The 24,627-nt window shown below is 43.3% G+C and carries 24 protein-coding genes and 4 tRNA genes; 14 read left to right on the forward strand and 14 right to left on the reverse strand.

What is annotated here, in order from left to right; genetic code table 11:
- Window positions 1-4 precede the first annotated feature (4 nt).
- From FTU09_RS06800 to FTU09_RS06820, 5 genes are read left to right on the forward strand one after another with little or no spacing between them, the layout of a single operon-like run.
- Window positions 5-370 carry a Na+/H+ antiporter subunit C gene (locus FTU09_RS06800; protein WP_004975886.1) on the forward strand — a complete coding sequence of 122 codons (366 nt, stop codon included), beginning with the start codon at window positions 5-7 and terminating at the stop codon, window positions 368-370.
- On the forward strand, window positions 370-2,178 hold the full coding sequence (locus tag FTU09_RS06805) for a monovalent cation/H+ antiporter subunit D (RefSeq protein ID WP_179989699.1): 1,809 nt from the start codon (window positions 370-372) through the stop codon (window positions 2,176-2,178). Before FTU09_RS06800 ends, FTU09_RS06805 begins: the two co-directional genes overlap by 1 nt.
- 2 nt (window positions 2,179-2,180) lie before the next feature.
- A complete protein-coding gene (locus FTU09_RS06810; RefSeq protein WP_004975882.1) occupies window positions 2,181-2,714 on the forward strand; it encodes a Na+/H+ antiporter subunit E in 534 nt (177 codons plus the stop codon).
- The gene (locus FTU09_RS06815; protein ID WP_004975880.1) at window positions 2,711-2,986 is read left to right on the forward strand and encodes a monovalent cation/H+ antiporter subunit F; all 276 of its coding nucleotides are present in this window, start codon (window positions 2,711-2,713) and stop codon (window positions 2,984-2,986) included. The genes FTU09_RS06810 and FTU09_RS06815 overlap by 4 nt, the downstream gene beginning before the upstream one ends.
- A gap of 11 nt (window positions 2,987-2,997) precedes the next feature.
- Window positions 2,998-3,396, forward strand: a complete 399-nt coding sequence (locus tag FTU09_RS06820; RefSeq protein ID WP_004975877.1) for a Na+/H+ antiporter subunit G — start codon at window positions 2,998-3,000, stop codon at window positions 3,394-3,396.
- A gap of 121 nt (window positions 3,397-3,517) precedes the next feature.
- Here the strand turns inward: FTU09_RS06820 and FTU09_RS06825 are convergent, their stop codons facing one another.
- The 10 genes from FTU09_RS06825 to tpiA form a co-directional block, all read right to left on the reverse strand.
- A complete protein-coding gene (locus tag FTU09_RS06825; RefSeq protein WP_004975876.1) occupies window positions 3,518-3,922 on the reverse strand; it encodes a ribosome-binding factor A in 405 nt (134 codons plus the stop codon).
- Window positions 3,922-6,648, reverse strand: coding sequence for a translation initiation factor IF-2 (infB, locus tag FTU09_RS06830; RefSeq protein WP_178866000.1), 2,727 nt, complete (start codon window positions 6,646-6,648; stop codon window positions 3,922-3,924). Before infB ends, FTU09_RS06825 begins: the two co-directional genes overlap by 1 nt.
- Window positions 6,649-6,658: 10 nt before the next feature.
- Window positions 6,659-8,143: a transcription termination factor NusA gene (gene nusA, locus FTU09_RS06835; protein ID WP_096901341.1), complete on the reverse strand. Its 1,485-nt coding sequence runs from the start codon at window positions 8,141-8,143 to the stop codon at window positions 6,659-6,661.
- A gap of 35 nt (window positions 8,144-8,178) precedes the next feature.
- Entirely contained in the window at window positions 8,179-8,703 is a 525-nt protein-coding gene (rimP, locus tag FTU09_RS06840; protein ID WP_004975871.1) for a ribosome maturation factor RimP, read from the reverse strand.
- Window positions 8,704-9,025: 322 nt separating this feature from the next.
- Window positions 9,026-9,102 (reverse strand) — tRNA-Met (locus FTU09_RS06845).
- A gap of 134 nt (window positions 9,103-9,236) precedes the next feature.
- Window positions 9,237-9,313: transfer RNA gene (locus FTU09_RS06850), tRNA-Met, on the reverse strand.
- 77 nt (window positions 9,314-9,390) lie between these two features.
- Window positions 9,391-9,467, reverse strand: a tRNA-Met gene (locus FTU09_RS06855).
- A gap of 49 nt (window positions 9,468-9,516) precedes the next feature.
- Window positions 9,517-9,601 (reverse strand) — tRNA-Leu (locus tag FTU09_RS06860).
- A gap of 53 nt (window positions 9,602-9,654) precedes the next feature.
- On the reverse strand, window positions 9,655-9,984 hold the full coding sequence (gene secG / locus FTU09_RS06865; protein ID WP_180079877.1) for a preprotein translocase subunit SecG: 330 nt from the start codon (window positions 9,982-9,984) through the stop codon (window positions 9,655-9,657).
- A 13-nt stretch (window positions 9,985-9,997) separates the two neighbouring features.
- Complete coding sequence (gene tpiA / locus FTU09_RS06870; RefSeq protein ID WP_180050033.1) at window positions 9,998-10,789, reverse strand: triose-phosphate isomerase; 792 nt, start codon at window positions 10,787-10,789, stop codon at window positions 9,998-10,000.
- Window positions 10,790-11,066: 277 nt separating this feature from the next.
- Between tpiA and pilB the strand changes: the two genes are divergently transcribed.
- From pilB to coaE, 4 genes are read left to right on the forward strand one after another with little or no spacing between them, the layout of a single operon-like run.
- Complete coding sequence (pilB, locus tag FTU09_RS06875) at window positions 11,067-12,779, forward strand: type IV-A pilus assembly ATPase PilB (RefSeq protein WP_179996326.1); 1,713 nt, start codon at window positions 11,067-11,069, stop codon at window positions 12,777-12,779.
- Between the two features lie 30 nt (window positions 12,780-12,809).
- The gene (locus tag FTU09_RS06880) at window positions 12,810-14,036 is read left to right on the forward strand and encodes a type II secretion system F family protein (RefSeq protein ID WP_179997302.1); all 1,227 of its coding nucleotides are present in this window, start codon (window positions 12,810-12,812) and stop codon (window positions 14,034-14,036) included.
- Complete coding sequence (locus FTU09_RS06885; protein WP_180079879.1) at window positions 14,036-14,896, forward strand: A24 family peptidase; 861 nt, start codon at window positions 14,036-14,038, stop codon at window positions 14,894-14,896. The genes FTU09_RS06880 and FTU09_RS06885 overlap by 1 nt, the downstream gene beginning before the upstream one ends.
- 9 nt (window positions 14,897-14,905) lie before the next feature.
- Window positions 14,906-15,505 (forward strand): dephospho-CoA kinase, encoded by a 600-nt coding sequence (coaE, locus tag FTU09_RS06890; protein ID WP_179997300.1) that lies wholly within the window; start codon window positions 14,906-14,908, stop codon window positions 15,503-15,505.
- Window positions 15,506-15,510: 5 nt separating this feature from the next.
- On the opposite strand, the gene FTU09_RS06895 is transcribed toward coaE, so the two are convergent.
- The 3 genes from FTU09_RS06895 to FTU09_RS06905 form a co-directional block, all read right to left on the reverse strand.
- Complete coding sequence (locus FTU09_RS06895) at window positions 15,511-16,440, reverse strand: DMT family transporter (RefSeq protein WP_004975858.1); 930 nt, start codon at window positions 16,438-16,440, stop codon at window positions 15,511-15,513.
- 43 nt (window positions 16,441-16,483) lie between these two features.
- A complete protein-coding gene (gene rlmB, locus FTU09_RS06900; protein ID WP_004975856.1) occupies window positions 16,484-17,233 on the reverse strand; it encodes a 23S rRNA (guanosine(2251)-2'-O)-methyltransferase RlmB in 750 nt (249 codons plus the stop codon).
- A gap of 188 nt (window positions 17,234-17,421) precedes the next feature.
- Window positions 17,422-17,745: a pyrimidine/purine nucleoside phosphorylase gene (locus tag FTU09_RS06905; protein WP_004975854.1), complete on the reverse strand. Its 324-nt coding sequence runs from the start codon at window positions 17,743-17,745 to the stop codon at window positions 17,422-17,424.
- Between the two features lie 493 nt (window positions 17,746-18,238).
- Between FTU09_RS06905 and recN the strand changes: the two genes are divergently transcribed.
- The 4 genes from recN to FTU09_RS06925 all read left to right on the forward strand — a co-directional run bounded on the left by recN (window position 18,239) and on the right by FTU09_RS06925 (window position 21,935).
- On the forward strand, window positions 18,239-19,900 hold the full coding sequence (gene recN, locus FTU09_RS06910; RefSeq protein ID WP_180072341.1) for a DNA repair protein RecN: 1,662 nt from the start codon (window positions 18,239-18,241) through the stop codon (window positions 19,898-19,900).
- A gap of 111 nt (window positions 19,901-20,011) precedes the next feature.
- Window positions 20,012-20,566, forward strand: a complete 555-nt coding sequence (locus FTU09_RS06915; RefSeq protein ID WP_004975844.1) for a YqgE/AlgH family protein — start codon at window positions 20,012-20,014, stop codon at window positions 20,564-20,566.
- A complete protein-coding gene (gene ruvX / locus FTU09_RS06920; RefSeq protein ID WP_104852952.1) occupies window positions 20,559-21,002 on the forward strand; it encodes a Holliday junction resolvase RuvX in 444 nt (147 codons plus the stop codon). Before FTU09_RS06915 ends, ruvX begins: the two co-directional genes overlap by 8 nt.
- Before the next feature lie 150 nt (window positions 21,003-21,152).
- Complete coding sequence (locus FTU09_RS06925; RefSeq protein WP_180060574.1) at window positions 21,153-21,935, forward strand: IclR family transcriptional regulator; 783 nt, start codon at window positions 21,153-21,155, stop codon at window positions 21,933-21,935.
- Window positions 21,936-22,024: 89 nt separating this feature from the next.
- Here FTU09_RS06925 and FTU09_RS06930 read toward each other — a convergent pair whose 3' ends face one another.
- A complete protein-coding gene (locus FTU09_RS06930; RefSeq protein ID WP_180079880.1) occupies window positions 22,025-22,642 on the reverse strand; it encodes an alpha-ketoglutarate-dependent dioxygenase AlkB in 618 nt (205 codons plus the stop codon).
- 142 nt (window positions 22,643-22,784) lie between these two features.
- Between FTU09_RS06930 and FTU09_RS06935 the strand changes: the two genes are divergently transcribed.
- A complete protein-coding gene (locus FTU09_RS06935; RefSeq protein ID WP_154321120.1) occupies window positions 22,785-24,587 on the forward strand; it encodes an ABC transporter ATP-binding protein in 1,803 nt (600 codons plus the stop codon).
- Window positions 24,588-24,627 lie beyond the last annotated feature (40 nt).

A 24,627-nucleotide genomic window follows, 5' to 3' on the forward strand; every position in this document is an offset into this window, starting at 1 on the left:
TGCAATGATTAGTATTGAGTTTTTAATTGCGTCTGCCATTGGAATGTTAGTCGCGACAGGAATCTATTTAATTTTACGTGCCCGTACCTTTCCTGTGGTTTTGGGCTTGGCGATGATTGGTTATGCCGTCAATATTTTCTTATTCAGCATGGGGCGTATTCAGCTCAATGCACCTGCAATTTTGACTGAAGCTTCAAAAGTCACCGACCCATTACCACAAGCCTTGGTATTAACCGCAATTGTGATTGGTTTTGCCACCACCGCATTTATTGTGCAATTGGCGCTGCGTAGCCGTTATGAAACAGGGACAGACCACGTCGATGCCAAAGAAGAACATCCACTGCTTGACCCACGTGAGGATGAGCCATAATGACTGATTTCCTCCAATTTTGGCTACAGCATTCACCTATTTTTAGCATCCTGATTCCAACCTTTACCGCATTTATTTTAGTGCTATTAGGCAATCCGGGCTTTGGTTCACTCTCACATGACTGGCGTCAGCCATGGCGTCGTGGCATTAGCTATCTTTCTGCCACACTCGGTTTAGTCACTGCAATTAGCTATTTAATTCAAGTCAGCAGTGGGCAAATTATTATTTATAATTTGAGCGAATGGGCCGCCCCGTTTGGCATTATTTTAGTGCTAGATCAACTGTCTGCCCTCATGTTGGTACTGACTTATTCACTTGCCTTGCCATTACTGTGGTTTTCCAGCAAAAAATGGGATGAACGTGGTCGCTATTTTCATACCATGGTGCATTTCCTACTCATGGGACTTTGCGGTGCATTCCTCACAGGCGACTTATTTAACCTGTTCGTATTTTTTGAAATCTTGTTGCTCGCCTCGTATGTGTTGTTATTGCACGGTCAAGGCAAAGCACGTTTTCAACTCGGGATTCATTACGTCACCATCAACCTGTTGGCCTCTGCCCTGTTCCTAATTGGTTTGGGGATGATTTACGGCAGTGTCGGCAGTTTAAACATGACCGATGTGGCACGTCTTATTCCGCTACTCGATGCTGATGCACATAAAATTGCGGTGGCAGGTGGCTTACTGCTATTTGTGGTATTTGGTATTAAAGCCGCTATGCTTCCTGTCGGTTTCTGGCTTCCTAAAACCTATGCCGTGGCGACAACCCCTGTGGCAGCCTTATTCACCATCATGACCAAAGTGGGTGTGTATGCCATTTTGCGGGTTAATGGAACCGTATTTGATGATGCACTGAGCCATAAAATCCTACAAGACTGGTTGCTGCCGATTGGTCTAATTACCTCACTGTATGGGGTCATTGGCGCAATTGGTGCAGAGCGCTTACGTCGTTTTGTCGGTTTTATGGTGCTGTCTTCGATTGGTACGATCCTGATCGCCATTTCGATGCTGAACACACAGGCATGGTCAGCCGCACTGTATTACTTAGTACACAGTACCTTAATTGCAGCGGCTTTCTATTTGCTGTGTGGCTGGATTACCTCACAACGTGGCGCATTTAAAGATCACTTCAATATTGCCCCGCAAATGAAGCAACACAAAGTACTGGCAATCACATACTTCATGATTGCCTTAATGATGGCAGGTTTGCCACCGTTTAGTGGCTTTTTGGGCAAGGTCTTTATTTTGCAAGCCACCGCCAATATGGCACATCAAGGCTGGATTATTGGCATTATTCTCTTGGTCAGCTTGCTGAGTATTATTGCATTCACCCGTGTCGGCTTTATTTTATTTTGGCGCGCGACCAAACCTGAAGATGATGCGCAAACTGAAGCCTATTATGAATATCAGGCACTACCTGCGATTGCACCGCCCCGTAATGACCGTGTCATTTATTTTCTCCTAACGGGTTTAGTGCTGTACGTGGTATTTGCCAATCCAATTCAACAATATATGCTGAATACTGCACAGCAGATTCAACATAATGCGGCCTATGAAGCACTGATTCTGAAAAAAGACCGTGCTGCAAATGTGATTAGCGTACAACCTTATGATCCATTGTACTTACCTCAAACCAAGTACGGTGGCGAAGCAATTGACACCAATGCACATTTAATTCCCTATGTGATTGATCCAAACACCTTGGAAGGCGAGCATATTTCTGACTATAAACAACGTCAGATTCAACAGCAAAATCGTGAGGAAGCACAGCAACCTAGCGATACTCAACTCAAACCTGCGGAGCCCTAAACATGCAAAAAACGAGACCAAAAACTTCGTTTTGGGATAACCTGCTGCCACACCCGTTTGTATCTGTCTTGGTGGCACTGAGTTGGCTGATGTTGGCGCATAGTGTTTCTGCAGGGAATCTGTTGATGGCACTGGTCTTGGCGCTCTTGATTCCCAAACTGATCCAGCCCTTTATTGCGCGTACACCAGACATCAACTGGACTGCAGCCATTCGCTTATTCTTCGTGGTGGTCTGGGATATTATGATTTGTAATATTCGTGTCGCAAAACTGGTACTTGGCCCAACAGACCGTATGCAGCCAAAATGGTTCCGTGTCCCTCTCGAAACACAACACGAACAGGTCAACAGTATTTTGGCGATGATCATTACCACCACACCAGGCACGGTTACAGCAGGTATTGACCAAGACCGTGGCGATATTTTGGTGCATGCCTTAAACACTGCAGATGAAAGTGTAGATATTCAAGACATCAAAAATCGTTATGAAAAACCGCTGATTGAAATTTTTGGTGCACAGTCAGGAGAAAAGCAATGATGATTCTGCCTTATGCACTTGGAATCTGCATGGTTGCGATTACGCTGTCCATGTTTATGTGCCTATATCGCCTGATTATTGGCCCTTCAATTGTAGACCGCCTGTTGGCCTTGGATACCTTGTTTTTAAATGCGACCTGCTTGGTGGTGGTTCTGGGTATCTATTGGACCAGTACCTCATTATTTGAAGGTGCGTTATTGGTGGCGATGCTAGGCTTTGTGTCTACTGCAGCACTGGCGCGTTACTTCACCAGTGGTCATGTGATTGATTAAGGAGAATGAACATGCAATTACTCATGGAAATTTTAGTGTCATTCTTTTTAATTATTGGCGCATTTTTCATGTTGGTGGGCGGCATTGGCATGGTTCGCCTACCCGACTTATTTATGCGACTGCATGCCCCTACAAAATCCAGCACTTTAGGACTAGGCAGTTTCTTAATTGCAGCCATTATTTATGCGGCATTTGAAGGACGATTTGGCTTTGCAGAAGTATTAATCACCCTATTTGCGTTTATTACCGCGCCTGTTTCTGCCAATTTAATGGCACAGGCAGCACTGCATTTACGTTTACGTTCGATGAGTGGCAATGTGCCTGAAACCTTAGACCGTCCATTACCGTGGCAACGCCAACGTCGTAATTTACGTCGTTATGAAAAAAAGTCCCATGATGATTTGGTCTAGAATATTAGTCAGGCATTAAAAAAAGCATCGTATCCGATATAACCTTGCTTACATTGCAAAAGCTCAAACATGATAGACAAAAAAATGCCACCCGAAGGTGGCATTTTTTATCATCACTGATTTATTCTTCATCTTGCTTAGGTGCTGCAGGAGGTAAATCTTTTACCGCTTCTGCAATCAAACCAAACATATAGTTACCATAGGCATTGGTTTTATCGTAGTGAAAACGCAAACGCGGGGTAATACGTGTCTTAATACGACGGCTTAACTCATGGCGCAAGAAGCCTGATGCTTTATTCAACACATCCAAGGTTTCTTTATTTGCCGTTTCGCTTTGCTCATCGCCTAATTCACGTCCCATGACGGTCACGTACACTTCCGCATATCCTAAGTCTGGGCTCACCTTCACTGCAGAGATGGTCACAAGACCACCTAAGCGTGGATCTTTCAGCTCTTGGCGAATCAGTTCTGACAGCTCACGCTGTACTGTATCCGCCATACGCTTCAGACGTTGACTACCCGCCATTAAAGACTCCGTTTAATCAATTGAACATCGTACACTTCAATCTTATCAAGTGGTTTGATGTCTTTATAGCCTTTTACTGCAAGACCACATTCCATACCTGCGCGAACTTCTTCCACCACGTCTTTATAACGACGAAGTGACTCAAGCTCACCTTGGAATACCACCACATCATCACGTAATACGCGAATTGGTTTGTTACGGTGAAGTACGCCTTCAAGTACCATACAACCTGCAGCTGCACCGAACTTACTTGAGTGGAACACTTCACGCACTTCTGCAACACCCAAAATAGTTTCACGGTGTTCAGGTGCAAGCTTACCGCTCATCGCATCTTTCACATCATCAATTAATTGATAGATGATGCTGTAGTAACGAATGTCAATACCATCGGCATCGGCTTTTTGACGCGCAGTATTGTCAGCACGTACGTTAAAGCCCAGTAATACAGCTTCTGAAGATTCTGCAAGCGTAACGTCAGACTCAGTGATCGCACCTACGCCTGAACCAATCACACGTACACGTACTTCATCGGTAGACAACTCGCCCAATGCAACAATCAAGGCTTCCAAAGTACCTCGTACATCGGTCTTCAATACCACATTGACAAATGGAACGTCTTTTTTGCCCATTGATGCCATGATGTTTTCAAGACGCATTGCGCTTTGACGCTCAAGACGTTTTTGACGCTCACGATCCATACGCGCATCGGCAACTTCACGTGCTTTCTTCTCGTCATTTACAACAAGAACTTCGTCACCTGCCATTGGCGCTTCAGGTAAACCTAAAATTTCAACTGGAATTGAAGGACCTGCAGATTTAATACGCTTACCGTTTTCATCAGTCATGGCACGTACGCGACCATAAGATGAACCTGCAAGTACCAAGTCACCTACATTCAAAGTACCGTTTTGTACCAGAATTGACGTCACTGCACCGCGACCTTTATCTACACGCGCTTCAATCACCACACCTTGCGCTGCACCTTCTTCAGATGCTTTCAATTCCATCATTTCTGCTTGAATTGAAATTAAGTCAAGAAGTTCATCAATACCTTGACCTGAATGCGCCGAAACCATTGCAACAGGTACGTCACCGCCCCATTGTTCAGGTACGATTTCTTTGGTGGTCAATTCATTCAATACGCGGTCTGGATCAGCCGATTCTTTGTCCATTTTGTTAATGGCAACAATAATTGGCGTACCCGCTGCACGCGCATGGTCAATGGCTTCTGCAGTTTGTGGCATCACACCATCATCTGCCGCAACGACCAATACCACGATATCTGTCGCTTTCGCACCACGTGAACGCATTGCAGTAAACGCTGCGTGTCCCGGTGTATCTAAGAAGGTGATAATGCCTTTATCGGTTTGTACGTGGTATGCACCAATGTGCTGGGTAATACCACCCGCTTCGCCTGCAGCCACTTTGGCACGACGAATACGGTCAAGTAATGATGTCTTACCATGGTCAACGTGACCCATGATGGTCACCACTGGTGGACGTGTCGTTTGAACACCACGTGCCTCTTCAGCAGCTTCAAGTAAGTTATCTTCAGCTTGCGTATCAGATACTAGAACTGGGTTGTGGCCCATTTCCTCAACTACAAGTGCTGCAACTTCTTGCTCAATCGCTTGGTTTTGCGTAACTAACTCACCCATTTTCATGAGTGATTTAATAACTTCGCGTACTTTAACTGCCATTTTTGCAGCCAAGTCCGCAACCACAATCGTTGCACCAATTTCAACATCATAAACTTGTTTTTTAACTGGTTTTTCAAAGCCGTGCTTGTTGGCTTGGCTCGTTTTCAAACCGCGTTTATGTGAGTTTTGGCTGAAAGACTGTTCTTCCTGACCACGACGACCACCTTTTTTCGGTGAACGTGTATTGGTGGTGCTGGTACCACGCTTGATTTCACGGTCTTCTTTGGCAAATGAATCTTCATAAGCCTGACCCACAAGACCAGCCGCCAATGGAGAATCATCTACCACACGAATGGTAGCGGTTGCATCTTCATTTGAGTATTTAGATGCCATCTGACGCATTTGCTCAAGCGTACGTTGCTGCGCTTCTTCAGCAGCTTTACGACGTGCTGCTTCTTCAGTCGCTTTCAACTGAGCTGCTTGCGCTTCACGCGCTTTCTTTTGCTCAGGTGTTTCAGTGACTTTCACTGCTTGCTTCACAATTGGCTTGTTGGTTGACTTACGTTTCACCACAACCGCAGCTTTTGCAACTTCTTGCTTGGCTGTTTCTTGCTTGGCTGCTGCACGCATTGCATCTAAAGCTTGTTTCGCTTTTGCGGCACCTGCTTGAGGCGCGTCTGCTTTCGCTTTGCTCTTTTCTGCCACGTCACGTGCTTGCTGTTCTGCTTGCGCTTTTTCAGCTGCTTCCGCCTGTGCTTTTGCCAGTGCTTCCGCTTTAATCTGTTCAGGATCTGGCTTTACAAATGTATGCTTCTTGCGAACTTCTACATTAATCGTTTTCGCTTTGCCCGAAGTACTTGCCACTTTAGCGGTACTGGTGGTTTTACGTTTCAACGTGATTTGTCCTGCTTTACCCTCTTGACCGTGAACCTTTTTTAAATGGTTCACTAGGGTACTTTGTTGTTCCGTGGAAATAATATCGTCAGCGTTACGCTGTGGTAAACCTGCGTCACGAACCTGTTCCAGGAGTTTCTCAACTGGACGACCTACACTGAGCGCTAACTCTTTAATCGACTTGTCCGTCATATATTACCTCCTAGTTAAACCATGATTCGCGCGCTTTCATAATCAATTGACCCGCTTTTTCTGTACCTAAACCTTCTATATCTTCGATATCGTCAGTCGCTTGGTCAGCTAAATCATCAACTGTAATGACACCACGAGCGGCAAGCGCATAAGCGATCTCTTGTGTCATGCCTTCCATTGCTAGAAGTTCTGCACTCGGATCTTGGATATTTTCTTGCTGTTGCAATGCGTCTGCCAATGCCACTTCTTTGGCACGACCTTGTAACATTTCAACAATTTCTTCATCTAAATCAATTTCGTCAAATGTTTCCGCAGGAACATACGCAATTTCTTCTAATGAAGTGAAGCCCATTTCTACCAATGCCATCGCCAAATCTTCAGCAATGTCTAGACGTGAAACAAACAAGTCCAAGTATTGTTGCGCTTCATTTTGCTGACGTGCGTGATACTCTTCTTCAAGCATCATGTTCAGCTTGTAACCTGTGAGTTCAGAGGCTAAACGTACGTTTTGACCTTGTGAACCAATTGCACGTGCCAACTGATCGCTGGTTGCGAAAATAATGTCGGCAGTACGTTCTTCTTCATCAATCACAATACCCGATACATCGGCTGGCTCTAAAGCACTGGCGATATATTGTGCTGGATCATCAGACCACACCACAACATCAATACGCTCACCATTTAACTCTTGCTGTACCGCTTGGATACGTGTACCACGCATACCAATACATGCACCTACAGGGTCAATACGATGGTCGTTGGTTTTTACTGCAATTTTTGCACGTACACCTGGCTGACGCGCTGCTGCTTTAATTTCGATGATTTCTTCAGAAATTTCTGGAATTTCTTTTTTCATCAATGCAATCAGCATTTCAGGCTTGGCACGTGACAACAACAATTGTGCACCACGACCTTCACGGTTCACGCTGTACAAAATTGCATTCACACGCTGCTTAGGACGCAAAATTTCTTTGGCGATCATTTCTTCACGCGCCAAATATGCTTCTGCATTGTCGCCCAAATCAATAATAAAGCCATCTTTGGTTTGCTTTTTCACTTCACCGTAAATCAGCTCGCCTACTTTGGCTTCATAAGCATCTGCAACCAATGCGCGTTCTGCTTCACGAATTTTTTGCACAATCACTTGCTTGGCAATTTGCGCAGCAATACGACCGAAGTCAATTGACTCAACTTCAAGTTCGCGAATATCGCCAATTGACCACTTTGCAGGGTCTACATCAGAAATTGCATCTTGGCATGCAGGCATTTCATGATCTTCATCTGCCACCACTTCCCACTGACGGAAAGTGCTGTAGTCACCTGTTTTACGATCAATTTCCACACGTAAACGTGCTTCTTCTGAGTTTGTGCCTTCGTAGAATTTCTTTTTCGTCGCAGCAACAAGAGCCTGTTCAAGCGCCTCAAAAATTGCCTCACGACTTACACCTTTTTCGTTACTAACCGTTTCAACGACGGTAAGAATTTCACGTGCCATAAGTCACCTATTCGTTCAGATTCTTATTAATTTGATTAATCTTGGTAAATCAGGTTTGCTTTATCAATATTGTGACTGTCAATCTCCAATACCTGCTGTTTTTCCACTTCGACCTGAATGGTTTCATTTTCCAGATCTACAGCAACCAATTTCGCTTGAAATTTACGACGGTTTTCTACAGCACTGATTAAACGTAACGCAATGGTTTGCCCAATATATGCAGGCAATTGCTCTAATTGGAAAAATGGACGATCCCAACCCGGAGAGGATACTTCAAGTGCATATTCACCTGAAATTGGATCATGCACATCAAGCATTGCACCAACTTGCTGGGTTACACGTACACAATCTTGCACACCAATACCACGACCTTGCTCTAATTCGCCATCTTCATTTAAGACAGGTTCTGCATTTTCATCGACAGCTTTGTCGATATAAATACGTAACAAAGAACGCTTACCTTGTGGAATAAACTCGATTCCCCAAAGATCCACATCACATGCTTGCACTGCTGGCGCAATTAAGTCCTGAAGTGCTTGAGTTTTATTTGATAGCTTCATTTACTCTCGTCATTCTGCTGCGGTTCAATGGTCTTATTTGACCACTACACATTCATACAAACTATAGTAGTAGTGAAACATGACACTTTGACTTTAGGCCGCGCACGGCTTGTATCGACACTACACGATAGCCAATAAAAAAGGGCGTAATCGCCCCTATTCTTGCACAGTAAAACCAATATCCACTGTGCAAAAAGGCCCACCTAGTTGTGAGCCTCTTTAGAAACTTGGTTGCGGGGATTAGACTAAATCTAACCATCTTTGCTAGTTTATTATGCTGAATTCAATCAACTAAAACTAACGTACCACACCATTAGAAACTTGGTAGCGGGAGCTGGATTTGAACCAACGACCTTCGGGTTATGAGCCCGACGAGCTACCAGACTGCTCCATCCCGCATCAACGTGCAAAAATTATATACAAATATGAATAAGTTTTCAATCAAACTTAGCATTTTTGCCTGACTTAAGTTGCACCTTAGTCAGTATAAAGCGTAAAACTCATATTAGAGCATAATCACACTTTTAAAATATTGGTAGCGGGAGCTGGATTTGAACCAACGACCTTCGGGTTATGAGCCCGACGAGCTACCAGACTGCTCCATCCCGCAACAACATGTAAATACTTATCTCAACCTAAAATAATTTAAGTTGCCTACGCTTAATTCACGATAAGCTTAGGATTGATTGGTAGCGGGAGCTGGATTTGAACCAACGACCTTCGGGTTATGAGCCCGACGAGCTACCAGACTGCTCCATCCCGCATCAACAGATTTGCTGCTTAACACCAACTTATGTTTTCTGGATTATAAGTTGGTGCGGAAGGGGGGACTTGAACCCCCACGCCCGAAAGCACTACCACCTCAAGGTAGCGTGTCTACCAATTCCACCACCACCGCAGCTGTGACGCATTCTAGTCGCATCATGCGAAAAAAGAAAGTGCTAAATAAAATTATTCAGCGCTTTTAGGCGCAGTTGGTGAAGTTTCAGGCGATACTGGCTGTGCAGGTGCAGTCGTTTGTACAGTCTGCAAACTGTATGCACCTGTGATTTGTTTCTTGGCAAACACCGCTAAAGTTAAACTGGTTGCAAAAAACAATGCTGTTAAAATTGCCGTTAAACGGGTTAAAAAGTTACCTGAGCCTGACGCACCAAATACGGTTGCCGCACCACCGCCACCAAAAGAAGCACCTGCATCTGCACCTTTACCATGCTGAACCAAAATTAGTCCAATCATTAAAATGGCTAAGATAATATGTACTACCAGCACAAATGTTTGCATGCTGAACTCCTCATTATTGTGTATTTGCAAAGGCTTGCGCAATTTGATGGAACGATGCCGCATTTAAAGATGCACCACCAACCAAAGCACCATTAATGTCTGGGCAGGCTGCTAACTCTACGGCATTTTCTGGTTTTACACTACCACCATATAAAATCGGTAGAGTCACAGCATAAGCGGTGATTTGGCTTAAACCTTCACGGATTTTTGCATGCATGGTTTGCGCATCTTCAGGTGATGCGGTCTTGCCTGTGCCAATTGCCCAAATAGGTTCATAGGCAATCACAATCTGTTGCCATTGCTCAGCCTCAACCACGGCAGCAATATCACAAATTTGTTGCAAAACAACTTGCTCTGCCTGACCACTTTCACGTTGTTGCAGACTTTCACCCACACAATAAATAACTGTCAAACCTGCCTGCAAGGCATTTTTAACTTTTTCATTCAAAATGCTTGGTGTGTCTGCAAAAAGTTCACGACGTTCTGAATGCCCAACCAATACATAATCAATTTGACTGTCTTTTAGCAATTCTGCACTGACTTCGCCTGTATATGCACCCAAACCCGCAATACGGGAAAGGTCTTGTGCAACGGTATAGACAGGACGTACTGCTTCGCTCAATGCAGCTTGAATTTGAGTTAAAGCCAAAGTGACAGGTGCAATCCCCAAATGACACTTTTCAGCCTCTACAGGGCTGTCTTGTAATAATGTTTTAAATTCAGAAATAAGTTGCTGAGCATCGGCATGTATCGGATTCATCTTCCAATTGCCAACCACCCAAGGCTTAATCGTCGTAGCCGACATAGAATAACCTGCAAAAACAATTCATTTAATCGCGCACATTCTACACGCAAATCACATTTCTGCTGAGTTTTTTGTACAAGCTTTGCATCAAACTGCTGCATGAAGTATCTTTTCATGGCAGGACTTACAATTTTTTTAGCAGATTAATGTAACTGGTTCATGCTTTTAGGCGATACTTAGGTGGTGACAGCACTTTCAGATATGGTATTTTTGTGCAACAAAAGTATAATTTTAAGATACCAATTATAAACAATCTTGATTTTGAGGACGTTGGGGAATGTCAGTACAACAAGCTACACCTAGATTTACAGGTTTTATTCGACGTTTGGTCGAAGATGGGCTCGTTTCTGCTGAAAATATGCAAACTGCCATTAAAGCCGCACAAAAAGATAATGTTGATATTGTTCCCTATCTCATTCAAAACCTAAATATCGCGCCTTTAATCATTGCTGAAAAAATTTCTAATGAGTTTGGCGAACCTATTTTTGATTTAAGCGTGTATGACTCTGCGCTCATCGTGCGTGAAGGCATTGATGAAAAGCTTTTCAGCAAATATAACCTTTTACCTATTTTTAAGCGCAATCACCTGCTTTACGTTGCGACCAGTAACCCGACCAATATCGAAGCAATGGATGCCATTCGTTTCAACAGTAAAATGAATATTGAAGCCATTGTGGTCGAACACGATAAATTGGTAAAACTGATTGAACAAAACTTTGCGAGTGAGTCTGCTTTTGAATTTGAAGATGATGACTTCGATCTCAACTTTGAAGATGGTAACAGCGAACCAGAACAAGCTGCAGAAGATGAACCGCAGGGTGATGAATCCCCAATTGTTAAATACATCAACAAATTACTGATTGATGCAATTCGCATGGGTGCTTCGGACTTACACTTTGAACCGTATGAAAAAACCTATCGAGTGCGTTACCGTGTCGATGGTGTATTACGTCAAATTGCCACCCCACCCTTACAGTTAGCTAACCGCTTGGCATCACGTTTAAAAGTGATGTCCCAAATGGACATTTCTGAAAAACGTGTGCCGCAAGATGGTCGTATTAAATTAAAACTATCTAAAAACAAGTCCATCGACTTCCGTGTGAACTCGTTGCCAACCTTGTTCGGTGAAAAAATTGTACTGCGTATTCTTGACCCATCTAGCGCGATGCTAGGAATTGACGCTTTGGGCTATGAACCAGAACAAAAAGAATTGTTCATGGAAGCCTTAGAAAAACCGCAAGGCATGTTACTGATTACAGGTCCAACGGGTTCGGGTAAAACGGTATCGCTATATACAGGCTTAAATATCTTAAACAGAGAAGATACCAACATTTCCACCGCCGAAGACCCTGTGGAAATTAACTTAGAAGGCATCAATCAGGTTAACGTCAACAATAAAGTAGGCTTAACCTTCGCTGCCGCCCTGAAATCTTTCTTACGTCAAGACCCTGATATTGTCATGGTGGGTGAGATTCGTGATCTTGAAACTGCAGAAATTGCAATTAAAGCTGCCCAAACAGGTCACATGGTTTTATCTACCCTACACACCAACAGTGCGCCAGAAACTTTAACGCGTTTACGCAACATGGGCGTTCCTTCCTTTAACATCGCAACTTCGGTAAACCTCGTCATTGCACAGCGTTTGGCACGACGCCTATGCCCGCATTGCAAAGCTCCTTCCGATATTCCAAAACAAAGCTTATTGGAAATGGGCTTTACTGAAGCCGATTTGAGCAATCCAGAATTTCAGGTCTATCAACCTGTAGGCTGTTCTGAATGCCGTGAAGGTTATAAAGGACGTGTTGGTGTTTATGAAGTGATGAAAGTCACACCAGAAATTTCTAGAATTATTATGGAGGATGGTAATGCCATCCAAATTGCTGATGCGTCAGCAAAATCGGGGTTTAACAATCTGCGTCGTTCGGGGTTACTTAAGGTCATGCAGGGGGTGACTTCATTGCAAGAAGTCAATCGTGTGACCAGTGAATAGTTGTAAAATTTAAAATAAGGATAAATACGCATGGCTGTCAAAAAAGCACAGATGATGCCCACCTTCGTTTATGAAGGGATTGACCGCAAAGGGGCTAAGTTAAAAGGGGAAATTCCAGCGCGTAATATGGCCTTGGCAAAGGTCACATTGCGTAAACAAGGGATTACCATCAAGACGATTCGCCAAAAGAAAAAGAATATTCTTGAAGGCTTAATGAAAAAACGGGTGTCGACCTTAGACATCACTATTTTCACGCGTCAGCTTGCCACTATGATGAAAGCAGGTGTGCCTTTGGTACAAAGCTTTGAGATTGTTGCCGAAGGTCTTGAAAACCCCGCCATGCGTGAAGTGGTTTTAGGCATTAAAGGTGAAGTGGAAGGCGGGAATACCTTTGCTGGCGCATTGCGTAAATATCCTCAATATTTTGACAACCTATTTTGTTCTTTGGTCGAATCTGGTGAACAATCGGGTGCCCTAGAAACCATGCTAGATCGTGTCGCGATCTATAAAGAAAAGAGTGAGTTACTCAAACAAAAAATTAAAAAAGCCATGAAATACCCTGCAACGGTCATTGTGGTGGCCGTGATTGTGACCATTATTTTGATGGTGAAAGTCGTACCTGTGTTTGAAGAGTTGTTTAGCTCTTTTGGTGCGGACTTGCCTGCCTTCACTAAAATGGTGGTCAACATGTCACAATGGATGCAGAAATACTGGTTTATTCTGATTATTGTGATTGGGGTCATGATTGCAGGTTTCTTGGAAACTAAAAAACGCAGTAAAAAATTCCGTGACTTCTTAGACAAAGCGGCACTGAAAGCGCCTATTTTTGGTGACTTGGTCTATAAAGCCATTATCGCGCGTTATAGCCGTACTTTAGCCACTACTTTTGCTGCTGGTGTACCCTTAATTGATGCTTTGGAATCGACCGCTGGGGCAACCAATAACGTGGTCTATGAAGAAGCGGTGATGAAAATCCGTGATGATGTCGCGACAGGACAGCAGCTACAATTCGCCATGCGTGTCACCAATAAATTCCCTTCTATGGCGGTGCAAATGGTAGCCATTGGTGAAGAATCAGGTGCGCTAGATGCCATGCTAGATAAAGTCGCAACCCACTATGAAAACGAAGTCGACAACGCAGTAGATGGCTTAACCTCAATGATGGAGCCGTTGATTATGTCTGTCTTGGGTATTTTAGTGGGTGGTTTAGTTGTCGCCATGTACCTTCCAATCTTCCAAATGGGTTCTGTGGTTTAATGCAAGAATTAATCGCGTACTTTATCCAAAATCCAACTGCGCTCTATATCGCAGTTGGACTTTTTAGTTTATGTATTGGCAGTTTTTTGAGTGTGGTGATTTACCGCACCCCAAAAATGATGGAACAGGAGTGGCGTAATGACTGCCAAATGTTATTACATCCTGAACAAGCCATTATTGATGAAAGTAAAATCACCCTCAGCAAACCTGCATCGACCTGTCCCAAATGTCACAACCCAATTCGTTGGTATCAAAATATTCCTGTGCTGAGTTGGTTGGTATTACGCGGTAAATGTGGCAACTGCCAAAACCCGATCAGTATACGTTATCCACTGATTGAGGTATTAACTGCTATTTGCGCTCTGATTGTGCTTGCGGTATTTGGCCCAACCGTACAAATGCTATTTGGCTTGCTACTCACTTATACCTTGATTGCGCTCACCTTCATTGATTTCGATACACAACTCTTGCCAGACCGTTATACCCTGCCTTTGGCTGCACTGGGTTTGGCCGTCAACAGCTATGCCATCTATACCTCACCAACCTCGGCAATTTGGGGCTATGTGATTGGCTTCCTATGTCTATGGGTGGTGTATTACCTATTTAAAATCGTCACAGGCAAAGAAGGCATGGGCTATGGCGACTTCAAGCTCCTTGCCGCTTTAGGTGCATGGATGGGGCCGATGATGTTACCCCTGATTGTGCTGCTATCGTCCTTAGTTGGGGCGATTATTGGCATTATTCTGTTAAAAGTACGTAAAGAAAATCAACCCTTTGCGTTTGGTCCGTATATCGCCATTGCGGGCTGGATTGCCTTTTTATGGGGCGAGCCAATCATGAAAGTATATTTGGGACAATAAGGACAGCACATGCGTTTTGTTTTGGGTCTAACAGGAGGAATTGGCAGTGGCAAGTCTGCAGCCAGTGCGTGGTTTGAGACCCAAGGCATTGTTGTGGTCGATGCAGATGTGGTTGCACGTGAAGTAGTCGAAAAAGGACAGCCTGCCTTAAAGCAAATTCGACAACACTTTGGCGATTGGGTTTTACTTGAGAATGGTGAGCTTGATCGTCGTGCCTTACGTGAACACATTTTCAAAGAACCAAGTGCACGACAAGCACTTGAAAAAATCACCCACCCTGCAATTCGTGAATCGATTATTCAACAATTAAATGCTGCCAATAGCCCCTACGTGGTTTTGGTTTCACCACTCTTGTTTGAAACCAATCAACATCAATTGACCCAACATACATTATTGATTGATGCTACTGAAGCACTACAAATTCACCGTGCCTCACAACGTGATGGTCAAACGGTTGAGCAAATTCATAAAATTATTCAAGCACAAATGCCACGTGCTGAAAAACAACGCCTAGCTGATGACATTGTGCTAAATGATGGGCATTTAGATCATTTGTATAGCAAACTTGAAGTATTGCATCAGCAGTATTTAAAGCGAGCGATGCAGTAAGCAAATTAATCTGACTGTTGTTTTTGCTGTTCAAGTTGAGCTTTTAAGCTGTCAGGTCGGGCCCACCAACGCCAAGGTTGCAAAGCACCAATCCCCATACCCACCAAGCCACATAAAATTGCTAAACTCAAAGGTTCACCCAATAAAGGGACAGCAAGAATCGCAGCGATAAACGGCGCCAAGGTCACAATACTGCCAGTTTTGAATGCTCCCAAACGCTTAATTGCCTCGACATAGCTAAGTGTTGCGATGATCACCACAAACACTCCATGAAAAATAGTTTGCAGCAATAAATGAATCGGTTCAGGTGTGCTGAGTTGTTTCGGGAAAAACAGTACGTAAATCGGGACATAGACGATTGCCGACCAAATTGCGACACCTGCCATAGCATGCCAAGCGGAGAGCTTCCATTGTCTTAATAAAACCGTAAACACACCCCACCAAATAGCGCTGATAAAAAACAGTCCATCCCCAAGTCCAAAGGCAACACCTGTTTCTTGATACATCAGCGCACTCATACCCGCAATGGCGGTCAGCATAATTACAATACTGATCCATGTATGGCGGTCAAAAGGCACTCGAAATAACATCCAAGCAGCAATGGCGGTACAAACAGGAATACAGCCATTCAAAAAAATGGCAGCATGCGCAGCAGGTACATAATGAAAAGCACTATACGCAGTCAGGCAATAGCCCACTCCACCAATCATTGCCAAAATAAAAGGCTCTTTTTTCCATAAAAATGCCGTATCTTTTTTCCAGATAAGAATCGGCATTAAAATACAAAAAGCCAAAGCAAAGCGTAAGGCGGTAATATCCCAAGCACTGATCTGCCATTGTGCATTCAGCCGAGCAGTTAGGGTAAAACCACCCCAAATGCACATGGTAACAAGCACCAAAGCATAACCTTGCTTTTGGGGAGATAGACGAATCACGGTGTTGAAAGCATCAATAAAATAGCAAATACAAAATCAGCAATTAAGCCTGACGCTGACGACAAGCTTCATACAAGGCCATACCTGTTGCAACACTGACATTCAGACTTTGCAGATTTCCTGCCATTGGAATAAATACGGTTTGATCACATTGTGACTGGGTAATTGGGCGTAAACCTGTATCTTCTGCGCCCATCACCACGCATACTGCTGTGCCTGTAAAGTCAAATTGCTGAATTGGCAAAGCTTTTTCATCCAGCATCGTACCCACCACGCGCACATTAAACTCTTGTTTCAAATGCGCCAAAGTACGTGCCAAATTGGTCACTTGGATAAATTTGACTTTTTCTGCACCACCTGCAGCTACTTTGCGTGCAGTTGGGGTCAAACTTGCTGAACGATCACGCGGCACAATCACGGCAGTAACCCCCATCGCAGCGGCAGTACGGATACACGCACCCAAGTTATGCGGGTCGGTGACTTGGTCGAGCGCCAAAAGTAAAGGCTTGCTATCAGCCTGCAACAAGGCATCCAAGTCTTTTTCATTCAGAGTTGGATGTGGGCGTACTGCAGCCACCACTCCTTGGTGAAAAGGCAAACCTGCCAGTTTTTCCAAGCTGTCACGGCTGGCTTTTTGCACACTAATGCCAAATGGTTCGGCAAGTTCTAAAATCTTTTGTAAACGCTGATCATCACGCCCTTTTAAGGTAAAAAGAGTTAAGACGCGCTCTGGCTCAAGCTCCAATAATGACTCCACCGAGTGAACGCCATAATAATATTCAGGTTTTGCCATGAACGACCTCTAATTAATGCACCAATAAACCAGCGAAAACGAAAAATCCTGCAAAGCTGACTTTACAGGATTTCAATAAGATCTAGTTTAACCGATTCGGGTGAAAATTTCTTGATTCAATTCCGCTTGATTGAGTGCTCAAGCAGGAGAAAAATGAAATCTTAATTCAATACCCTATTATCGGCTGATTAGCCTTCTAAGTGGCACACGTAATCGAGCACTTCATCGGTTTCGATGCTGAAACGGCTATTGCCAGGCACATAGAACGATTGACCCGCGCGGAATAATTCACTTTCTTCGCTATCGGCAATTTTGACACGACATTCACCTGAAATAATTTCCATACGTTCAGGTACATGCGTTTCGAAAGTCAAGGCTTGTTCAGTCGGTAAAATTACCCCTAAGGTTTTTTTGGTACCGTCTTCAAATTGCACCGTGTGACTGATGCATTGCCCACCAAAATAGACATTCGACTTTTTCACAACTGATACATGATCAAACTGAGCTGACATGCGTATTCTCCAGGTAACGCGTTTTTATATTTTTGACTGATGTAGTTTAATTCTGTCCTCAGAACTAATCAATCTGTGTTTACAGTGGGCTTTGCGTAAATTGAACAATGTTTCAATACGCAGCATGCAACACGCTGACAGCACAGTCTAAGCCAATGCCAGAGGCATGCAAAGTACTCTGCTCTAGATTCTTCCCCACTAAAGTGCTAAATCTGAATGTGAAACAGATCACAAATAGTATGTGTATCATTTAAGTTTCACCCGATCAGGCAGCACCTAAAAACTTCCTAAGCGAATATACTGCAATTTGATGACTATCAAATGAAATGGTCAACGAGTCTTGCGTTTTATATAGGATGCTTATCGGGTACATTTTTTGTTGTTTGTGCTGCAATTTAAGCTAGAATTAAACAGACGAAAATAACAGCCTTGTTATGGCATTTCCAAAACTTAACTCTCTTTCACTGACACTTTTCGCAGCTTGGATGCGTTTATGCTGACTCATTTAACACTGATTAACTTTGCCCTTGCCGACCACTTAGCACTGGATATTGAAACAGGTTTTAACGTTCTAACAGGGGAAACAGGTGCCGGTAAATCCTTACTATTAGATGCACTCTCTGCCTGTTTAGGTGAACGTACCGATACCAATTATGTGCGTTTTGGCTCAGATAAAGCCGATGTGACTGCGAGTTTCAGTTATCAGGACAATAGCCCTGAAGCACAATGGCTAAAAGAACATGAATTAGATGATGAGTCTGGTGAAATCCATTTACGTCGGGTAATTTTTGCCACAGGGCGCAGCAAAGCATGGATTAATGGTCGTCCAAGCAGTTTGGCAGAGCTGAAAGAAATTGGACGCTTACTGGTACAGTTATACAGTCAGCACAGTCAGCAACAATTGCTCGAACCGCCTTATCCAAAGCACTGGCTTGATCGTTATTATAATTTTTATACCCCTGCCCAAGCAGTACGTGATGCTTATAGTACCTGGCAAAAAAATATCCGACAGCATCAGGCGGCGCTGGATGCACAGGCAACTCGCAAGCAGCGCATCGAAACTCTAAACTTACAGCTCGAAGAACTCGAAGAACTGGTACAAATCGATTATAAGGAGATTGAACAAGAGTTTGATCGCCTAAGCCATCATGAACATATCATGCAGGATTGCAGTTATAGCTTAAATGCCTTAGACGAAGCCGAGCAAAACATCACTCAGGAAATTGCTTCGATTATTCGCCGCTTGGAATCGCATGCGGGGCGCAGTGAGCAATTATCGGAAATTTATAATTCATTGTTAAATGCGCAAAGTGAATTAGATGATGCGACAGCCAATTTACGTCAGTTTATTGATCGTCAAAGCTTTGATCCAGAGCGCATGGAAGAACTGAATCAGAAGCTGGAAGTTTTTCATCGTTTGGCACGTAAATACCGCACTCAGCCTGAATTACTGAAACAAGAGTTCGATACTTGGCAAGCCGAACTCACGGCTTTACATGAACTGGAAGATCCTGAAACTTTGGCAGAACAAGTAGAAGTGGCACATCAGGACTTCTTAGCCAAAGCACAACATTTAGATGATATCCGTCGTGAAGCAGCTGCACCGCTCGCTAAACAACTAACCGAGCAAGTTAAACAATTGGCACTGCCTGAGGCACATTTTGAATTTAAATTTGAACCTTTAGAGCAGGTTTCTGCGGAAGGGTTAAGTTTTATTCAATTATTGTTTACCGCCAACAAAGGTATTCCTGCACAGCCATTGGCACGCGTGGCTTCTGGTGGTGAATTATCGCGGATTGCCTTGGTTATGCAAGTCATGAATGCCGAAAAAACCGAAGCCGAAGTCTTGGTTTTTGATGAAATTGATGTCGGGATTAGTGGTGGTACCGCAGAAATTGTGGGGCGCTTACTCGCAGGTTTGGCGCAACACGTTCAAATTTTATGTATTACCCACCAAGCACAAGTGGCAGCACAGTCTGATCAGCACCTTTTGGTGAAAAAGCGTCAGACCGACCCTGCCAGCAGCACCATTGTTGAATTAGAAGAAGATGCGCGTATTTTAGAATTGGCACGCATGACAGGCGGCGTTGAAATTAATGACACCACCCTGCAACACGCCAAACAATTACGCCAATTGAAGTTTCAACAGGCTTAAAAACCAACGCTGTCACAAAAAGAGCTTGGTGAAATCACAAAGCTCAAGTAACGTGTATCCTAAAGGAATAGGTTTTTCTAGAAGCAACTGTTTTTAAGGAGAATTGCTTAGGTGACTAAACAATATCTGACGCATCGCTGTCTCATAGCCCCGCCCGATATGAATGATGAGTTTTTTGCAAACACCGTCATCTATTTGGCACGTCATGATGAAGACGGTGCGCAAGGCATTATTATCAACCGTCCATCGGGTATCCAAATCAAAGAATTACTCAATGATTTAGATATAGACGCAGATAATGTGCATCCTCACGAAGTTCTACAAGGTGGTCCATTACGACCTGAGGCAGGTTTTGTTTTACACACAGGGCAGCCAACTTGGCATTCATCTATCGCTGTTGGTGAAAATGTCTGTATCACCACCTCTAAAGATATTTTAGATGCGATTGCCCACAACGAAGGCGTTGGACGTTACCAAATTGCCTTGGGCTATGCCAGTTGGGGCAAACAGCAACTGGAACAAGAAATTGCCCGTGGCGATTGGCTCATTTGTGAATCGGACATGGACTTGATTTTCAATTTACCTTATGACGACCGTTGGGATGCCGCTTATCGTAAAATGGGCGTAGATCCAACATGGTTATCTTCCGAGATTGGTCATGCCTGAAACAACACAAGCCCAAACCATTATGGCATTTGACTTCGGTACGCAAAAAATGGGCATGGCTGTGGGGCAGGCACTGATTGAAAGTGCGACCCCTCTCGCCCTCTTTCCCATGAAAGATGGCATTCCGCAATGGGAAAACTTGCTAAAAATTATCAAGCAACATCAGCCACAATTATTTCTAGTGGGCTTACCTTTAAATATGGATGATAGCGAGTCAGAACTGTCTACCCGTGCGCGTAAGTTTGCTAGACGCTTACGCCATCAAAGCAATATCAACACCCTAATGGTCGATGAACGCCTAACCACACGTGAAGCACGTGATGAGCTTGATCATTATCAAGCCCAAGGGCGTGGTAAAAAACTCGCTGCCGATAGTCTTGCCGCAGCACTATTGATTGAAAGCTGGTATCGTGAGCCTCACGGCATTCAGCCTTAAATCCTGTTTCTGAATAGATAACAACGACAAACGAAAGAATTGGGAGATTGATCGTTAGAATGCCTAAGATCATCTTTAAAAAGTCTATTGGTCTGGCGATTTTTTGATATAAAGTGACACCATCCTTTTGGTGTGAATGGGTAAATCCGCATGGCACTGTCTAGCTTTGGCAAGATTCTCACAGTCTTAGACTTATTTTCAACCGCACGTCCTGTCATTAATGTAGATACCATTAGTGAGGAACTTGGTTTATCTAAGCCTACCAGTTACCGCTATTTAAAAGAGTTGGTTTCAGCAGAGTTGTTGCAGCGCATGAGTGGCACATCGGGAGATTACACCCTTGGGCCAAAAATTGCGGTATTGGATTTTATCTCTCGCACGACCGATCCATTGGTCACCATCAGTATTCCGTTTATGAAAAAAATTGCGGAACGTACTGAATTTTGCTGTTTGCTGACCCAACTCAATCAAGATTCCTGCATTGATGTGCATCACGAAATCTTTAAAGATACGCCTTTGCTGTCTTATGGTCGCGGCTGCCCACGTCCTGTTTATGTCGGCTCATCGCCAAAAATTATTATGGCACATCTGCCTAAAGCTAAAATTTTAGACTATTACCAACGTTTTTCTAACGAATTGGCACAAGTCAATTTTGCACAAGATGAAGATGACTTTTTGCAGCAAATGCGCAAAATCAAAAAACAAGGCTATTATTTTTCTAACGGCGAACTCGATGCAGAAATTGCAGGTTTATCTGTACCGATTCGTTTTTCATCGAAAGATGCGCCTTATGCCTTGACGCTGTTGGCATCTAAAAACCGTTTTGAATTTGTCAATTTGCAAAAGCTGATTGAAATTTTGCAGGACAATGCAGAGCAAATTGAAAAACAGGTGGAAGTACTGAATACCAGTTTTAATATAGAGCTCTCTTAAATTTTTAGGTTATCGACACATTAAAGCACTGAATTTAAATACAATTAAAATTTATTTCTGAATAAGGATTTAGAGTGCTAAATCAAGTCTTATTCAGTAGCCGCGTGAAAATAGCGAAAGGTCAGATTAATTCTGGGTTGTATAATTTTATTGGACTTCATTAAGGCATGTTTCCAATGGTGTTGTGTCGTGCCACGCATGACCAACAACTGACCGCTGTGCAACAGTAGCTCAACCTTGTTGGCGCGGTGTTTATGCTGAAAACAAAATTTACGGGTTGCCCCCAAACTCAAAGATGCAATGACAGCGTGTCTGCCTAAATTCGGCTCATCATCACTGTGCCAACCCAAGCCCTGCGTACCATCTTGATATAAATTGGCCAAACATGAATTAAAGGGATGCCCGACCCATTGTTCAATTTGCTGTTTCAATCGCCACAAAGCAGGCTGCCATAGCAGTGCCTGCTTAACTGCTCCCGAATAACGATATTGATACTGCTCATCGCCATACCATGCCACTTGGCGCTGTGTCCGATAATACTGACCAAAGAGCAGACCTTCATCAGGCTGCCATGCCAAATGTTGCAGAAAATACTGCAAATAACGCTCACTATGCTCCGCACTCAGCACCAAACCATAGTCCTGCACAATGCCGTCATAAGGCAGTACGTTGTCACAACGCTCAGGTGCAAACAATTCTAGATTCATGGTCATTCCTATGCTGAATAGCTTATTGTTTAATCTAAAACAAGGATCAGGACTGCTCACAAAATGACACAGCTTTTTGGCTTGTGAGTCGTGAAGTTCATCCTTAGACTTAAAATCATCGTTCTTATAACAATAATAGCTTATGAATTTATGGCATTTATTTCAAAAATTGCGTCCCTTCGTTCGACCTTATCAGCTCTTGGTGATTGCTACCTTAGTTTTAACGCTCATCGGCTCATTAACAGCTCAAGTCAATGCACTAACTTTACAATACGCTGTTGACCGTATTAACGCCTTAATTGAGGCAGGACAAGGTCTGTCTGCAGGCTGGCACATTTTAATCACCATTTCAGCCATTTTGCTGGGTAAAGAAATCATCAATGCCTTTGTGCAGTTTGGACAGAAGTTTTATGGTGAAAAACTACGCATTTTTGTGTCACAAGATTTGGCACAGGGCATTATTGAGAAATTTTTGCGTTATCGACTGGCCTTTTTTAATCAGGACAACAACCAAGCAGGTAAATTACAAACACGTATAGATCGTGGCATTGGTTCGCTCACCCGCTTAGTGCAAATTTTCTTTATTGATATTTTGCCACTCTTTACCAGTGCAATTGTGGCTTTGGGCTTAATGTATTATGCCAATTTTTATGTGGGCTTGGTCGCGACACTCATTGTGCCTATTTATTTTTGGCTGACCTATCAGCAGGCACAAAAACTAGGAAGCTGGCGACGTAATTTACGTGATGGACGTGAGAAAAAAAGCCAAGGGATTCTCAGCATCATCAACTCAATTACCGTGATTAAATCATTTAACAGAGAAAGCATCGAAGCAGAAAAACAACTCACCCTGCAGAAAAAACTGACCCACAATCAAATGCAGACCCGCCAAACCAGTTTTTTATTTGATGGTTTAAAAAGCTTTATTGAACAAATTGGCGTGGTGCTGATTATTATTTTAACTGCTTATTTTGTGTTAGATAGACAAATGAGCATCGGCATGATCATGTATCACGTGTTGCTGTTTGGCAATGTTTCTGCCCCAATTCGCTCATTGCATCGTATTTATGATGAAGTCAATGATGCAATGATCTATTCAGAAAGCTTCTTTCAAATTTTGGAAGCCGAGCATGAAATTGAGCCAAGTGGTACGCTTAAACCAGTTATTCGAGGGCAGTTTGATCTGCAACAGGTAAACTTTTTTTATCCGAATGGACATCATGCACTCAAAGACATTCAAATGCAGATTCAGCCCAATAAAATTACCGCATTGGTGGGATTGTCGGGAGCAGGAAAATCTACCCTGATCAGTTTATTAGATAAATTCTATGAACCACAACAGGGAACAATTCAGCTCGATGGGATTGATATTAACCACATCGACACTCAATATTTGCGTGACCATATCGGCTTGGTTTTGCAAAAAAATCATATTTTCCAAGGCTCTATTTTTGAAAATATTCGTTATGGCAAAACTGATGCAAGCTTGGAAGATGTGATTCTGGCAGCCCAAAAAGCCTCTATTCACGAACAAATTTTGCAATTGCCTCAGGCTTATGACGCAGATGCCCTCATGCTTTCAGGCGGTCAACAACAACGGATTGCCCTTGCACGTATGTTCCTGAAAAATCCACCTATTATTTTTTTAGATGAACCGACTGCTAGTCTGGATGCCATTGCAACCGAACAAATCAAACAAAGCCTCGATGAAATTAAACAAGGGCGTACGGTCATCATCATTTCACATAGCTTATCGCAAATTATTGATGCCGATTACACCTATGTCATGAAAGATGGCAGGATTGCAGAACACGGCGAACATGATGCGCTTTATCATCAAAATGGGGTTTATAAAGAAATTTTTGATGCGATGGCAAAAAGTTTAAATATTGAAAAAATTGCCAAAACTTATGAGGATGATGCCGAGGAAGAAACCCATAGTTAATCAAAAAGTGCTTCAATCAGAAGCACTTTTTAATGAAGAA

It is taken from the genome of Acinetobacter sp. YH12058, from assembly GCF_013419805.1.
GTDB lineage: Bacteria > Pseudomonadota > Gammaproteobacteria > Pseudomonadales > Moraxellaceae > Acinetobacter > Acinetobacter towneri.